This is a genomic window from Saprospiraceae bacterium, from assembly GCA_026129545.1.
GTDB lineage: Bacteria > Bacteroidota > Bacteroidia > Chitinophagales > Saprospiraceae > M3007.
In genome coordinates this window covers 3079427-3095393 of the sequence record JAHCHX010000001.1, presented here as the reverse complement: position 1 = coordinate 3095393, position 15967 = coordinate 3079427, and the positions used below count along the sequence as shown (strand labels likewise).

At 52.8% G+C, this 15967-nt stretch carries 12 protein-coding genes; 7 read left to right on the top strand and 5 right to left on the bottom strand.

Annotated elements, in window-relative coordinates; genetic code table 11:
* Positions 1-29: 29 nt before the first annotated feature.
* Positions 30-2225, top strand: a complete 2196-nt coding sequence (locus KIS77_12065) for a S9 family peptidase (GenBank protein MCW5923076.1) — start codon at positions 30-32, stop codon at positions 2223-2225.
* 158 nt (positions 2226-2383) lie between these two features.
* On the opposite strand, the gene KIS77_12060 is transcribed toward KIS77_12065, so the two are convergent.
* The gene (locus tag KIS77_12060; protein MCW5923075.1) at positions 2384-2872 is read right to left on the bottom strand and encodes a type I restriction enzyme HsdR N-terminal domain-containing protein; all 489 of its coding nucleotides are present in this window, start codon (positions 2870-2872) and stop codon (positions 2384-2386) included.
* Positions 2873-3041: 169 nt separating this feature from the next.
* Here KIS77_12060 and KIS77_12055 point away from each other — a divergent pair, with 169 nt between their 5' ends.
* Positions 3042-3974, top strand: a complete 933-nt coding sequence (locus KIS77_12055) for a diacylglycerol kinase family lipid kinase (GenBank protein ID MCW5923074.1) — start codon at positions 3042-3044, stop codon at positions 3972-3974.
* Between the two features lie 11 nt (positions 3975-3985).
* Here the strand turns inward: KIS77_12055 and KIS77_12050 are convergent, their stop codons facing one another.
* A complete protein-coding gene (locus KIS77_12050; protein ID MCW5923073.1) occupies positions 3986-6007 on the bottom strand; it encodes a peptidylprolyl isomerase in 2022 nt (673 codons plus the stop codon).
* 60 nt (positions 6008-6067) lie between these two features.
* Complete coding sequence (locus KIS77_12045; GenBank protein MCW5923072.1) at positions 6068-6349, bottom strand: hypothetical protein; 282 nt, start codon at positions 6347-6349, stop codon at positions 6068-6070.
* Between the two features lie 135 nt (positions 6350-6484).
* On the opposite strand from KIS77_12045, the gene KIS77_12040 reads away from it, so the two are divergent.
* The 3 genes from KIS77_12040 (at position 6485) to KIS77_12030 (ending at position 11798) form a co-directional block, all read left to right on the top strand.
* Positions 6485-7126 carry a response regulator transcription factor gene (locus tag KIS77_12040; GenBank protein MCW5923071.1) on the top strand — a complete coding sequence of 214 codons (642 nt, stop codon included), beginning with the start codon at positions 6485-6487 and terminating at the stop codon, positions 7124-7126.
* Positions 7127-7462: 336 nt separating this feature from the next.
* A complete protein-coding gene (locus KIS77_12035; GenBank protein MCW5923070.1) occupies positions 7463-9433 on the top strand; it encodes a peptidylprolyl isomerase in 1971 nt (656 codons plus the stop codon).
* A 352-nt stretch (positions 9434-9785) separates the two neighbouring features.
* The gene (locus KIS77_12030; protein MCW5923069.1) at positions 9786-11798 is read left to right on the top strand and encodes a T9SS type A sorting domain-containing protein; all 2013 of its coding nucleotides are present in this window, start codon (positions 9786-9788) and stop codon (positions 11796-11798) included.
* Between the two features lie 158 nt (positions 11799-11956).
* Here KIS77_12030 and KIS77_12025 read toward each other — a convergent pair whose 3' ends face one another.
* The gene (locus KIS77_12025) at positions 11957-12397 is read right to left on the bottom strand and encodes a hypothetical protein (GenBank protein MCW5923068.1); all 441 of its coding nucleotides are present in this window, start codon (positions 12395-12397) and stop codon (positions 11957-11959) included.
* Between the two features lie 127 nt (positions 12398-12524).
* Here KIS77_12025 and KIS77_12020 point away from each other — a divergent pair, with 127 nt between their 5' ends.
* Positions 12525-12890: a DMT family protein gene (locus KIS77_12020; protein ID MCW5923067.1), complete on the top strand. Its 366-nt coding sequence runs from the start codon at positions 12525-12527 to the stop codon at positions 12888-12890.
* A 61-nt stretch (positions 12891-12951) separates the two neighbouring features.
* Positions 12952-14475: a GH3 auxin-responsive promoter family protein gene (locus KIS77_12015; GenBank protein ID MCW5923066.1), complete on the top strand. Its 1524-nt coding sequence runs from the start codon at positions 12952-12954 to the stop codon at positions 14473-14475.
* Here the strand turns inward: KIS77_12015 and KIS77_12010 are convergent, their stop codons facing one another.
* Positions 14476-15930: an MBOAT family protein gene (locus tag KIS77_12010; protein MCW5923065.1), complete on the bottom strand. Its 1455-nt coding sequence runs from the start codon at positions 15928-15930 to the stop codon at positions 14476-14478.
* Positions 15931-15967: the final 37 nt, after the last annotated feature.

Genomic DNA, 15967 nt, shown 5'->3' with positions numbered 1-15967 from the left:
TTTTTACCCCGTAAAATCATTTTCAAACCATGCAACTGCTCCTCCGGTTATTATTCGTCTTTGTTCCCGCACTCCTTTTTTCCCAAAAGCAAATTACACTCGAAGATATATGGGTCAACGGCACCTTCCAAGCGAAGGGTGTGCCCGGGTTCAATTTTCAGAAAGATGGTGTGCACTACACTCGTTTGAGTGGTGCCATCATTGAGCAATACGACCTGCGCACGGGCGAAAAATCTGGGGTGATTTTCGACGCGGCGACGGTGCCCACCGCCGCTCCCGGCTGGAAGGGTGTATTTGACGGCTATTCGTTCAGCGACGATGAGTCTAAAATTCTCCTTAAAGTCAATTCCGAACCCATCTATCGGTGGAGCACCAAGGCCGATTTTTTTGTGTTTGACTCAAAGACCAAAAAAATCACGGCACTGCACGAAGGCTCCAAACAACGATACGCCACCTTTTCTCCCGATGGCTCAAAAGTGGCTTTTGTGCTCGAAAACGACCTGTATTTCAAAGACTTGACATCGGGCCAAACCACTCAAGTCACGCATGACGGCAAAACAAACCATATCATCAATGGTGCCTCGGATTGGGTCTATGAGGAAGAGTTCGAGCTGGTTCGGGCCTTTGAGTGGAGCACCGACGGCTCAAAAATCGCCTTTCTACGCTTCGACGAAAGCGCGGTGCCAGAAATGACGATGGAAATGTATCGTGGAGGGGCCTATCCCGAACTCGTGACTTTCAAATATCCGAAAGTAGGCGAGCAAAATGCCGTCGTCACCGCGTGGATATATGATTTGAACACACGCAAGACCCTTCAAGTGAATACTGGCGCTGCCCCCGACGACTACCTGCCCCGCATCGTCTGGACACCTCAAAACAAACTTTGCCTGACATGGATGAACCGTCATCAGAACCACCTAAAGCTACTCTTGGCCGACTCCGGAACAGGCAGTTGCGCCGTTTTGCTGGAAGAAAAAAACAAGTACTACATTGATTTGCACAACGCCACCTTCCTCGCCGATGGTTCTGGCTTTGTGTGGCCCAGCGAGAAAAGCGGCTTCAATCACCTTTACAAACACGACATGGCTGGCAAGGAGGTCGCCGCGCTCACAAAAGGCAACTGGGACGTGACCAATTTTTATGGTGTGGATGAAAGAAATGGATTGCTCTACTTTCAAGCGGCAGCCGAGACACCCATGCGACGCGAGCTCTATTCCGTGAAACTCAATGGCAAAAGCCTGAAAAAAATCAGCAAGGAAAAAGGCTTCCAATCCGCACAGTTCAGTAGCACGTTCGACTATTACGTCAACACCTTTTCGACGTTGAACTCGCCGCCCCGATATGTCGTGCGCGACCGAAAAGGCAAGGAGGTAAGGGCATTGGAGCAGAATGCTGCCGTCACTCACAAACAGTCGGAATACGGCACGGTGCCCGCTGAGTTTTTCAACTTCAAAACCTCCGAGCAAGTGTCGCTCAACGGTTGGATGATAAAACCCAATGCCCCCCGATTCCAAAACCAAAAGCTCCCCGTGCTCATGTTCGTTTACGGCGGCCCCGGCAGCCAACAAGTGACCGACGCATGGAAAGGTGCCAATTATTGGTGGTTTCAGATGCTGGCCCAACAAGGCTATGTGGTGGCTTGCGTGGACAATCGGGGCACTGGCGGACGCGGGGAGGAGTTCAAAAAAATGACCTACCAGCAACTTGGCAAACTGGAGACGCAAGACCAAATCGAAGCCGCCAAGTATCTCGGCACCTTGCCTTTCGTGGACCCTGCGCGGGTTGGGATTTTTGGCTGGAGCTATGGCGGCTATATGTCGAGCCTATGCCTGTTGAAAGGCAGAGACGTGTTCAAATCGGCCATCGCCGTCGCGCCCGTGACAAACTGGAAATGGTACGACACCATCTACACTGAGCGATATATGCGCACCAACAAAGAAAACCCGGATGGCTACGAGCAGAACTCCCCCATCAATTTTGCCGACCTCCTCAAAGGAAACTACCTACTCGTGCATGGTCTCGCCGACGACAATGTGCATTTTCAACACACCGCCGAGATGGCCAACGCCTTGATTGCCAAAAACAAGCAGTTCGACACGATGATTTATCCCAACCGCAACCACGGCATTGGTGGCGGCAACGCCAAAATCCATCTCTACACATTGATGACCAATTTTCTGAACGAAAAACTGAAAGGAGAGGCGAAGGGAACAGCAAGGCCGTGAGATTGATTCGGTTATACTTCGCGCCGTTATGTTTTGGGCATGGCTGCAATCGCAATCTGTTCAAAATCAAAAACATCAATCATGTTCATCTAACAAATCCTAGCGAATCAAGGTATAACTTGATTATGGCGGCTATGTTGATTTAAACGACAATCGAATCAATCGGAACAATCGAAATAATCAGGAAAATCCCCCAAATACTCAAACCCCTGTTTCCCAAAATCCAACGCGCAACAAAACGTCGCCAAACCATTCGTCACGGCGAGGAAGGGCGCTTGCCATTGAAGGTTGTATCGGGCCGCCTGCTCGAAGGTAGATTGCGCAAGCGCCACTTTGGGAGACTTGCATTCCACTAAAAGCCAAGGCTTTATGTCGGCATCAAACACGATGATGTCGGAGCGTTTTTGCATGCCGTTGAGGGCGAAGCCTGCCTCGACCCTGATGCGGTTGGCAGGGTAATTTTTGACCTCCAACAAATAAAGAAGCACCAATTGACGCAGCAACTCCTCCGGGATGAGCGCCACCTCCTTCCGCCGAATGGGGTCGAACACAAACGTCTTCTCGCCCGATTTGGAGAGGCGGAGTTTAGGCTGGAATTGCAAAAAATCAAGTTGGAGCAACACAGGGCGAAGGTAGTTTTTCGACATGATTTGCAAGATTTCTTTGCAAATCATGTATTCTTACGCCGTCAAGTTTTGGACATAGTATAAAGCGCAACCTGCTCAAAATCAAGGAGAGCGAGCATGGTGAACTGATAAATCCTAGCGAATCAAAGTGTGAGTTCCGTCGAGTAAAAATTGTCACTTTTGTCGCGTCATGCAAGCGTCCGAATCCCAACCCTTTTGGCACATCATCGCCAACCCAACCTCCGGCAACGGCAAGGTAGAACGACTTTGGCCGGAAATAGAGCGGCTATTGCAGGCGCTTGGTTTTTCCTATTCCGTCCATTTTACCCAAAGGCGCGGCCACGCGATACAACTCGTCGAGGAAGCCATCATCAGGGGGCGCCGCCACATTCTTGGCATCGGGGGCGACGGCACCAACCACGAAATCGTCAACGGTATTCTGAAGCAGTCGTTCGTGGAACCTACCGAAATCGCCTACGCCCTTCTGCCTGCTGGCACTGGCAACGATTGGGCGCGACAATATCAGGTTCCCACAGACCCTCGCCATCGTTTGGAGCGGCTATTGGCCCCGAGCACCCTTCTTCAAGATGTGGGTTTGGCGAAATATACCTTTGAGGGGGCGACCCACGAGCGCTATTTCGTCAATGTGGCAGGCATGGCCTACGACGGATTTATCGGTAAAAAACTGTCGGGAAATCACATCACGAACCGAATGCAATATCTGCTGCTGGTAGCGAAGTATTTGTTTGAATATGAATTGACCAAGGCACGGATTTCGTTCGATGCCCATGCCGTCGAGGACTTTTTCTACACCATCAACATTGGTTTGTGTCGCTATTCCGGCGGCGGTATGCAACTCGTTCCGCAGGCAGTGCCCGACGATGGGTTGTTTGCCCTTACTTTCGCGCGTCGTCTGCCCAAGTGGGAAGTGTTGTTGCAAACAAGGAGATTTTACAACGGCACCATATTGAATCATCCGAAAGTGGAAGGGCTACAGGCAAAATCCATTCGAGTGGAACACAACGGCCATACACCCACCTTGCTTGAGGCCGATGGGGAGTTTTTGGGCGAGACCCCCGTAGAATTTTTCCTGATAGAAAAGGCGTTGCGCGTCGTGACCTGAACGGGTTGGCTTCAATACTGCACCGTCACGTCTTTGATAACGCCGCCCGGCATGATGCGATTCACCACATCCATACCCGATTTGACCTTTCCAAAAATCGTGTATCGCCCGTCCAAATGCGGTCTGGCGGTGTGAGTGATGAAAAATTGGGTGCCCTCCGTGTCCCGACCTGCCGAAGCCATGCCCAGATACCCCTCGCTGTCATACCAAACCAACCCGATTTCGGTCCGAATGGTGTAGTCCAACCCGCCATAGCCATCACCTCGAGGGCAGCCTCCTTGAATGACGTGGTTTGACACGACTCGATGGAAATTTTTCCCGTCAAAAAAACCGTCGGAGGCCAATTGCAGGAAATTGGCTACCGAGCCGGGTGCCCAAAGCGGGTACAGTTCCAGCGTGATTTTGCCCTCCTCCGTCTCAAGAGTCACCTCCGTTTTTAGGCTTACTTGCTTCAATGCCTCCCATCCGATGGGGCGATTGTAGGCGATTTTGGGCAAGGCGGAAGCAGGTCTTTCTTCAAAAAAAGCTAGCGCCGAGTCGAGTTTAAGATATGCCTCATAGTCACGGGGCATTCGGAGTTTGGCGAGCGCCTCCCTCAAATCATCAAGCCGCGCGGAATCGCGATAGCTGAGAAAATTCATCGCCGGCACGCGAAACCCATCGGCACCTTCGGCAATCATGCCGGGGTCGCCTGCCGCCACGATTTCCCTCAAATAGCGATACAACGCGCGACGCACCCCGCCACTGTTTTCGCCAAAAAGGGTATAAAAATTTGGTTTTTTCAGAATGGACACCAACGCCGCGGCGGCAGCGGTTTTTACGGCAGGGTGGGGGTCGTTGAAGCCCCGGTCGTGAATGAAAACGTAATTCCAGCCATATTCCGAGAGTGCGCGAAGGCAGGCAGCTCGCTCATAAGGGCTGGTTGCTTGTCGGAAAAACTGCTGCAAACGGTCATTCACATATTCCTTGCTCTGCGGCTTTCCCGAAAGATGCTTGAGCGAAGCATGGTGCAGCAGGATTTGGGTCATCAGCGGCAAATCAGGCTCGTCCTGCGTGATGCGCCAGTAGTAGTCGCCATCCTGTGCTTGGCCATATTGCACAAAAAATTCGGCAGCGGCGCGGCTGACGTGTGGGTTGGTATCGCTGAGAAACGGTGCTACGAGGGTGCGAGCCGTATCGTAATCGAACTTGCCCAACGCTTGGATGATTCCGCATTTTACCCGCCAATCATTCTCAGTCTCTATGGCATTGGCCAGCCGATTAAAAGCAGGCCAAGTGGGGCTTTTTTCCAGAGCCTTGACGATGGCTACGCGAATGTCGGGATGGGCGTGCGCTCGCACATACGACACGGAAATGAGTTCCACTTGTGCGCTATCGAAAGTGATATTCTTGGTGCGGGCCAGATAGTGTGCCGCCATCAAGCGAGCTGGGGCCGGGATTTTGTCGTTTTGAAGATAATTGACCATCAATTGGGTGGCGACGGGCAAAACCGAGTCGCGCAGGCCAAACCGATATATGGCGCGGCACTGCCCCTCCAGCAAGAGCGTGTCGGTGGGCATATAGGTGGTGACGGTGGCAATGTGGCGCAGGCTGGTGGTGGAGCCGCATTTGCCTACGGCCTCCAACACGACCGCGTTGAATCGCTGGCGCACCGATGCCGTGTCGTCCCTCACGAAGGCATCCACCAAAGGTTTTTCACATCGAGGCAGGCCAATTTGCCCCAAGGCAAATGCTGCCGCGATACGCACATCTTCCACGGTGTCGCGCAGGCGATTGGCCAGCGCATCTATCGCGCTCGAGTCACCGGAAGACGCGAATGAGAGCGCCGCCAGATAGCGCAGCGTCGCTTCCTCATGTTGGAGGTAAAGCAGCAGGCTGTCCGTCCTGCGCTCGTCGCGGAGGTTGTAAAGTCGCTGCACCGCGGGATTGTTGAGGTCAAGATTGACTTGAGCAGCCTTGGATGACCCGGTCGGCGGTGGGGTACATTGCAAAAAATACCCGGCGACAAATATGGGAAGCAAAAAACGCATCATGGGAGTGCGGTTCGATGTTGGCATGGGGCAAAAGTAGCAAAGCCGCCCATCGCAACAAGCCTACTGAGGCACCGATTTCAGTTGTTCTTGAATTTCTCTTAACCGTTTTTGTTTGATGGAATCCACCAAGCGAGGCAACTCGGTGCGCCGGCGCTGCTCACAAAGACTGTCCAATTCGACTCGCGCAAGATTGATTTGTGCCGAAGAAATGGAATCAATGGCATTTCGCGTGGCCGCGTCGAGAGGCGTGTTGGGATTGTTGCAGGCAGCAAGCGACAATAGGCATACCCCCATCCACAAGGGCAATTTTGATGAACAAGTGAAGAGCAGCAGCCGAAACATGGCGCAAAAATATGGCGACCATTGGCATATTCCACGAATTTGATGCAATAGGGTGGCAAGACACCTTTCACACCTTTATGTGATTGTGACAAAAAATTGTCAGCGTGTATCTTTACAGCAGCAAAAAGCAAAAACATGGAGCACCCAGTCAAAGTCCTGCTATATGAAGACAACCGCGACCTCCGCGAAGGCATCGCTTACCTGTTGCAAGCCACGCCGGGGCTTCAATTGGCAGGAGCCTTTCCCCATGTGAACAATCTCAAAAGCGAGCTGCACGCTTATATGCCCGATGTGGTGCTGCTCGACATCAATATGCCCGGCATGTCAGGTCTCGAAGCTTTGCCCATCATCAAGTCCCTCTATCCCAAAACACAAGTCATCATGCAGACAGTGTTTGACGACGATGAGCGCATCTTTCAGGCCATTCGCAGCGGCGCGAGCGGCTATTTGCTCAAAAACACACCTCCGGCTGAAATCGTGCAAGCCGTGTTCGACGTGCATCGCGGAGGCTCGCCCATGACCACCAGCGTGGCACGCAAGGTGCTGCAATACTTCCAACAACCTCCCAAAACCCACCCCGCCGACCACCTCCTCTCCACCCGCGAACAGGACATCCTGAAAGGCCTCATGAAAGGCTACAGCTACAAGCTCATCGCCGACGAGCTCCACATCAGCATTGACACCGTGCGCACCCACATCCGCCACGTTTATGACAAGTTGCAAGTCAACTCCAAGACAGAAGCGATACTGAAGGCGATGAAAGAAGGATGGGTGTGATGCAGCGTGCGTTTTTGAGGAACAAGTTGAAGCGGGTATTTTTGTCAGGAAATTTCACCCATTCGCTTGAACGAACACAGGCCTGACTGTCGAAATATCTCTCCAACAACCCCTAAATACACTCCTTCAACTCGCTGCCGAAGAAAAATCCGAGTCGCGAAATATTCGAAGTCTGCCGCGGCGGCTGAAAAACGACACCTGGCAGACACACGTCTGCTATCATCATTCTCCTGTTAACATTTTGAAAACCGAAACCCTCCACCCGCGCTTTGAGCGCCCTTTCCTAATTTTGCCCGCCATTTTTTCACGAAAAACACCAAACTGATTTTCACTACTATGCCTCGTTTATTCAAGAACACGATTACGGCGGCCCTGCTGCTCGTTGCCAGCTTCGCTTTTGCCCAAAACGACCCAGTGCTGTTCACGGTGAAAGACAACCCCGTGACCGTTTCCGAATTCAAATACATCTATTCCAAAACCAATCAGGACAAAGCCGACTTTTCCGAGCAATCGCTGCGCGACTACCTCGACCTCTATGTCAAATTCAAGCTGAAAGTACAGAAAGCCCGCGACATGGAACTCGACACCGCGCCCTCGCTTCGCAGCGAACTGGATGGCTACCGGCGCACCCTCGCCAACTCCTATCTGATTGACAAGGAAGTAACAGACAAACTCGTCCGCGAAACCTACGACCACACCCTGCAAGACGTGGACATCAGCCACATCTTCGTGGCTTGCGACCGCAATGCCCCCGCCGCCGACACGCTCGTCGCCTACAATCGCGCCATGAACTGGATGAAGACGGTGAAAGGAGGCGTGGCATTTGAAAAGCTCGCTGCCGACAGCTCCGAAGACAAATCGGCCAAAGACAACCACGGCAACCTCGGCTTCGTGACCGCCATGCTGCCCGATGGCTACTACTTGATGGAAAAAGCCATTTACAGCGCCAAGCCCGGCGAACTGCGCGTGGTGCGTTCCTACTCAGGCTACCATCTCGTGAAAATCAACGCCTTCCGTCCCGCTCGTGGAGAGGTGGAAGTGGCCCAAATCCTGCTAAGAAAAGGAGAGGGCGAGGAGCAAAATGCCGCCCAACGGATGCGCGCCGACAGCGCCTACCAAGCCTTGAAAAATGGCGCAAAATGGGACGAGCTGTGCGCTGCCATCTCAGAAGATAAGATGTCGGCCCCAAAAGGTGGCTATCTCGGCTTCTTTGGCATCAATCGCTACCAACGCTCGTTTGAGGAAGCCGCCTTTGCGCTCGAAAAAGATGGCGACTTCTCCCCACCCGTGGAAACCAGCATCGGCTGGCACATCATCCAACGCAAGAGCCGCCGCCCCATCGCCGCTTTCGACGTGGCCAAACGCGCACTCACAGAGCGCGTCAAGCGCGACAGCCGAAGCGAGGTGGCCAAGCAAAGCATGATTGAACGCATCAAAAAGGAGAACAACTTCAAGGAATTTCCGAAGGCACTGGACGAATGGAGCGACAAACAAACGGATTCGATTTTCCTGACTTTCAAATGGAAGCCAGACTCCGTGAAATCGCAGACACCCCTCATGCGCTTCAACGACAAAAACTACACGGTGGCGGATTTCGAGGACTATTGCGCACGAGCCGGACGCGACCGTATGCGCGGAGCGGGCTACCCACTGGAAGAAACCGTGCAGCGGCTTTACAAAAGCTGGTCGGACGAAACCGCTATGGCCTACGAGGAAAGCCAACTCGACAAGAAATATCCCGAGTTCAAATCGTTGATGCGCGAGTATGAAGAAGGCATCCTGCTTTTCGAGGCGCTCAAACAAAACGTGTGGGACAGAGCCAACACAGACACCGTCGGGCTGCAAAAATACTTCGATGTCAACCTAAGCCAGAAATACAAATGGGACGAACGCGCCCGCGCCAACATCTACACCCTCAAAACCGACGACCCCAAAGTGCTGGCCAATGTGCGCGAGTTCGCCGCCAAAAATCCTGCCGCCAAAGTGCTCGACAAATTCAACAAAAAAGACAACGAGATAATCACCGTCATGGAGCGCATCTACGAGAAAGGCAAAAACAAGGAGCTTGGCAATCTTTGGAAAGCCGGCGACCTGACCGATGCTAAGACGGATGCCAACACAAAGACCGCCTCCTTCATCAAAATCGAGGAAATCATGCCACCCACTCCCAAAACGCTGTCCGAAGCACGGGGCTATGCAGTAGCCGACTATCAGGACTATCTTGAAAAACAGTGGATTGAAGAGCTCCGCCGCGAATATCCCGTGAAGGTGAACGAAGAAGCGCTGAAAACGCTGATTAAGAAATAACCCTACACCCCTTCTATACCTCGCGCCGCCAAGTTTTGGGCATAGCTGCAATCGCAATCTGCTCAAATCAGGGGCATCAATCATGTTCATCTGACAAATCCTGGCGAATCAAGGCATACCACCCTCAACGTCCTCCTTCCCTCCTATTGGGAAGGGGGACGTTCGCATTTATACCCTGATTTTGAAAAAACTTGCGCAGAAGGTGGAAGGCATCTCGTTTGGATGTTTGCAAAGCAATGTTTTGCCCAAATGCTAATTGCCAAATTTGGGAAATGGCACAACAGACACGGGAGTTGAGCGCGATGACTGAAAAAAAATTTCCTGAAAATCTGTTTGGGAAAAATACTTTTGTGTGGCAAGAGGCACAATCTCTTGCTTTTTTGCCAAACTCAAACTGTTCATTTTTTTCAATCATCATGTCACCATGCTTAAAAATGCACTCTCCCTCGCCTACCTGCTGCTCTTCCTCGCTAGCAGCCTCAATGCCCAACAACGCACCTGCGGCACCGACGAAGTGCTTGCCCGCCAACTTCTGGAAGACCCATCCATGCGCCAACGCTTGGACGACATCGAGCAGCACACCAAGAAATTTATCGAAGCTGGCGGTGCCAAAGACCGCGCCGTGGTGACCATCCCGGTAGTGGTACACGTCGTGTACTACAATGCAACCCAGAACATCAGCGATGCCCAAATCCTATCGCAGATGGATGTGCTCAATGCCGACTTCCGCCGACTCAACGCGGATGCCGCCAATACCCCCTCCGTGTTTCAGGGAGTAGCCGCGGACTGTGAAATCAATTTTTGCCTCGCCACGCAAGACCCCAACGGCAATGCCACCACAGGCATACAGCGCCGCCAGACCTCCGTCAATGGGTTCAGCACCAACAACAATGTCAAATTCTTCAGCAGCGGAGGACTTGATGCCTGGGACCGCAACAAGTACCTCAACATTTGGGTCTGCAACCTTAGCGGCGGATTGTTGGGCTACGCCCAATTCCCCGGCGGCCCGGCCAACACCGACGGCGTGGTATGCGACTATGCTTACTTTGGCACGGTAGGTGTCGCCACCCCACCCTTCGACAAAGGCCGCACCGCCACCCACGAGGTAGGGCACTGGCTCAATTGCTACCATATCTGGGGCGACGACGGCACCGCGTGTACCGGTAGCGACCAAGTGGGCGACACCCCCAATCAAGGAGGCCCCAACTATGCTTGCCCCACATTCCCCAGAGTCAGCTGCAGCAATGGCCCCAATGGCGATATGTTTATGAACTACATGGACTACACCGACGATGCATGCATGAACGTCTTCACCACTGGTCAGAAAAATCGGATGCAGGCTCTTTTCAGCGCGGGAGGCGCTCGCGCCGCATTGGTCAATTCCCCCGGTTGCCAGCCGCCCGGTGGTGGCTCTTGCGGAACACCCGCTAGCTTAAGCGCCACCAACATCGGACAAACAAGCGCCACGCTTGGCTGGGGCGCGGTGAGCGGCGCCACCTCCTACAACCTCCAATGGAAATTGGCGGCCAACTCCACATGGAACACGGTCAGCGGAATCTCCAACACCTCCTACAACCTGACTGGCCTCTCAGCCGGCACCAGCTACAATTTCCGAGTGCAGGCAGTGTGTGGCGGCAATTCGAGCGACTACTCCGCCGCGGCGACATTCACCACCGCCTCAGGCAGTTGCCCCGACCAATACGAGCCTAACAACACTCAAAGCGCCGCCAAAGTGATCCCGGTCAACCAAAACATCAATGCGTTGATTGCCACCTCCACCGACAACGATTGGTACCGATTCTCCAATACCAATGCCACTCGAAACATCAAAATCGAGCTGACCAACCTGCCCGCCGACTACGATGTGAGGCTCTATCGCAACAACAGTTACCTGGCCATCTCTCAAAATGCCGGCACCGCCAACGAACTGATTGTGTACAACACCAACACCGTGTCCACCAGCTACTATGCCTATGTGTATGGCTACAACGGCGCGTTCAGCAGCAGCCAATGCTACACGCTGCGCGTAAGCCTCAGCGGCTCAAACTGGCGCACCGACGGTAACACCGACGGTGAGGTGGAAGACATAGAGATACCCGTGTCGTTTGAAAATGCTGAATTTGGGATGTACCCCAATCCTGCCACGCAAGAACTGACACTAGAAATGTCATTGCAGCATGATGCCGACGTTCAAGTCACCCTCTTCGATGTGGCGGGAAAAGCGGCGCTCCAACAGCACAGCACGCTCACCAAAGACAACAACCGCATGACACTTGATGTGAGCCGTTTGCCCAATGGCATTTACTTCGTGAATGTGCGTAACGGCGAGCAAACGCACACGCGCAAACTGACGGTGCAGCATTAAACATGTTTGCGACGAACGAATGAGAGAGCGGTCGAGGCCGTCTTGCAATTTTTAATTTCGACAGGACTGACAAGATTTACAGGTTTTTTCCCCCGAAAAGGGCGCGAATCCTGTCAATCTTGTCCATCCTGTCAACAAATAGCACTTCTGGCCCCCCCTCACTTCAGCTCTCGGATATCGGAATAATAAATCAGCATCCACTCCCCGTCGCTTTGCTTGGCAAAACGCCGTTCGATGCCAAAATTGGCCGCCTTGGGCTTGATAACCTCCACCAACAACATCTCACCCAACAGATGGCGGTCGAAAACATAATCGTTGAGGTCAAAATCCAGCGTCTGGATTCGCCAGTCCGCTTGCTCCCAAATGATGGATTTTCGGCGCGTGCCGCCATTCTCGGTCTGCTCGTCCGTGTCGCCCTGCAAAGGCCAGCTGATATGCGCCAGCTGATACGCGCTGTCGCGGTGGAATCTGTCGTAAAAATCAAGAAAATCCTGCGGAACCTTAACGGTCGTTTGGGTCACCTGCTCAGCCTCTTTGTGTGTGTTTTTGCAGGCTAAAAACAAAAAAAACAAAAGAAATACCGGGAGAAAAAAACGCATGGTGCAAAAAGTTGGATTCACGAAAAGTCGGGCAAAAATAACCACGCCACAAACGCTTTTCCCTGAAGTATATTTGCACTCGCCTTCGTTAGTCCCAATCTACCGGGGCATTTTTCACACCATACCCATGAAAGGCGCTTACACGATTTTGCTCCTGCTGCTGTCCAACGTTTTCATGACATTTGCTTGGTACGGCCACCTTTTGTTCCACAAATTGAAATTTTTCCAAAAAACCGGCTTGTTCGGATTGATACTCGCCAGTTGGCTCATCGCATTCTTCGAGTATTGTCTGATGGTGCCAGCCAATCGCGCTGGGTTCAGAGAAAATGGCGGGCCATTCACCCTCGTTCAGCTCAAAGTGGCCCAAGAAGTCATTACTTTGGTCGTGTTCACGGTGTTCGCCCTGTTGTTTTTCAAAAACGAGCAGCTGAAGTGGAATCACTTCGTCGGTTTTGTGTTCCTTGTGTTGGCAGTGTATTTTATCAGAAAATGAAAATTACATTTGCACTAATAAACCGCAACCTAATACTGGCAAAACAAAACGCTCGCTGCCTATGAATTGGTTGGTCAACGAACTCGCCAAACAGTATCTGCGCCTGCGGATGCGGCGCATCGAACGATACATGAAACGGCCGGAAGAGCCGCAGGAACGATGGCTACAACGCCTGCTCGACACTGCTCGCAATACCGAAATCGGGCGGCGATATGATTTTGCCAGCATCCGCAACGCCGAACAGTACGCCCAACGGGTCCCCACGCACGACTATGAGCAACTCAAAGAAGCCATCGCCCGCATGATGCACGGCGAGCGCAACGTGCTCTGGCCGGGCGAAGTAAATTGGTACAGCAAGAGCAGTGGCACCACCAGCGAAAAAAGCAAATACATTCCCGTCCCCATGAGCAACCTCTACGGTTGTCATTTCGCAAGCAGTTGGGACTCGCTCGCCCTACTGCACAGCAACAAACCCGACTTGGAGATTTTCAGGAGAAAAAACTTGATGATGGCTGGCAGCTTCCAATCCTTGGAAGAATACCCCAAAACCCGATTTGGCGACGTGAGCTCGCTGCTTACCTATCACATGCCCACGCTCGGAAGACTCTGCTACACCCCCGATTTCGACACAATGCTTCTGCCCAATTTTGAGGAAAAGATTCAGCGCATCGCCGACATCACCAGCCGCCGTGACGATATTGCGATGTTTGGCGGCGTGCCCACTTGGCTCATCGTCCTGTTCCGCCTTATTTTGGAAAAAACCGGCAAGTCGAACATGCTCGAAGTGTGGCCCCACCTACAGGCATATATGCACGGAGGCGTGGGTTTTGAGCCGTATCGAGAGACTTTCAAGGCGCTGATACCCAGCCCGGATTTTGTGTATCAGGAAATCTACAACGCCTCGGAAGGCTACTTTGGCGCACAATGCGACCTAAGCAAAAATGATATGTTGCTCTTCGCCGACAACGCCGTGTTTTATGAGTTTGTGCCAGTGGAGGAGTGGGAAAACCAACATCCCAAGACCGTGCTTTTGGCCGATGTGGAAGTCGGGAAAAACTACGCCATCGTTATTTCTTCCAACAATGGTCTGTGGCGCTATTTGCCCGGCGACACCCTCATGTTCACTCGAAAATATCCGCACTGTTTCCAAATCACAGGCCGCACCAAACAGTTCATCAACGCCTTCGGCGAGGAAGTGATGGTGGGCGACACCGATAAGGCGCTCGCCGAGACCTGTCGCCAGATGAATGCCGTGGTGTCGGAATATACCGCCGCGCCCGTCTATTTCTCAGGCGAGCAAGGCAAAGGCGGCCATGAATGGGTGGTGGAATTCGAGAAAGAACCGACCGATTTAGAGATTTTCAACGAGATGCTCGACCAGACGCTCCAGCGCATCAATTCGGACTACGAGGCCAAACGCTTCAAGGGCATGGCGCTCCAACGGTTGCATCTGCGCATCGTGCCGCGCGGCACCTTTATGCGCTGGATGCGGGCACGCGGCAAATTTGGCGGCCAAAACAAGGTGCCGCGCTTGGCCAATCACCGTGGCTTCGTGGAAGAAATCATGCGGTTTGCGGGGGAGTAGCTAAAACTGAAAATAAATAAACGCATTCGCTCCAAACGTCCCGAAAAACGCAATCAGCCACAATAGTCCGGCAAACGCCGCCATGCGCCAAACCGGGTTGCGCACTTGCCGTTCATTCCACCGAAAACGAATATTCGTCGCCTCCACAGCCAGCAACACGCTTATCAGCAACGCGCCTTTGATGACTTGGAACTTGTTGACAACAGCCTCAAAGCCAAAGCCCTCCAAGCTGACGATGCCCGCGATGATTTTGTTCGCCGTGGCAAAACTATCCCCCCCGGCCAGCCCAATGCCCCCGCTGCGGAAAAATATCCAAGCCAACAATGTAAGGCAATAAACAGTGGCTACTGACACCGCGTCGTCGGCCAATTTTGGCAACCGAGCCAGCCGCACCAATCGTCGCCAGATCGGGCTAACCACTCTTTGCAAAATCAGATACAGCCCGTGCAAAAACCCCCAGAACACGAAGGCCCAATTCGCCCCGTGCCACAGGCCGCCAAGCAACATCGTGAGCATATTGTTTCGGTAGGTAGCGAGCTTGCCGTGTCGGTTGCCGCCCAACGGGATGTAGAGATAGTCGCGCAGCCATGAGGAAAGAGAGATGTGCCAACGCGTCCAGAACTCGCTGAAACTCTTGGAGAAATACGGGGTTCTGAAATTTTCGGGAAAATGAAAACCCATCATCCGCGCCAGCCCAATAGCGATGTCCGAGTAGCCCGAAAAGTCGCAATAAATCTGGAACGAGTAAAACACGACCCCGAGCAGCAAGTGCATGGAGCCGAAGGCCTGAGGCTCGGCGAACACTTGGTCCACAAACGGCGCAAGGCTATCGGCGATGGCGACTTTTTTGAAAAAACCCCAGAGCACCCGCCCGAGGCCGGAGTTGAAATTTGCCCAACTGAATCTTTTGTCCTCCCGCATTTGAGGCAAAAAATCCGCTGCCCGCACGATGGGGCCAGCCACCAATTGAGGAAAAAAACCGATAAACGTGGCGAAGCGCAACAACGACGGCTCCCACCGTATTTGCCGCCGGTACACGTCAATCGTATATGACATGGATTGGAAAGTGTAGAACGAAATGCCGACCGGGAGGATGATGTTCAGTGTTGTCCATGAGGGCGTTAGGCCAAAAGAGGAGACGAGTGCGGCGAAGTTGTCGGCAAAAAAATTGAAGTACTTGAAAAAGCCGAGAAAACCCAGATTCATCACCATGCTTGACACGAGAATGGCTTTTCGGCTCAAATTTAGGCGGTCCGCGGCCCCCGTTGTTTTTCCAAAAATTCGCAACACCGGACTGCCTCGTTCCCATTGGGCGCGGGTTTCTTCCGGCGCGTCTTTGTAAGTCAGCCACACACCGAACCACCAGTCCAGCACCGTCGAAAACAGGATGAGCGATAGGAAACGCCAGTCCCACCAGCCATAGAATATGTAACTGGCAATCAGGCAAGTCCACATCCGCAGCCTCCCTTTTGTGGCAAAATACAAGGGGAAA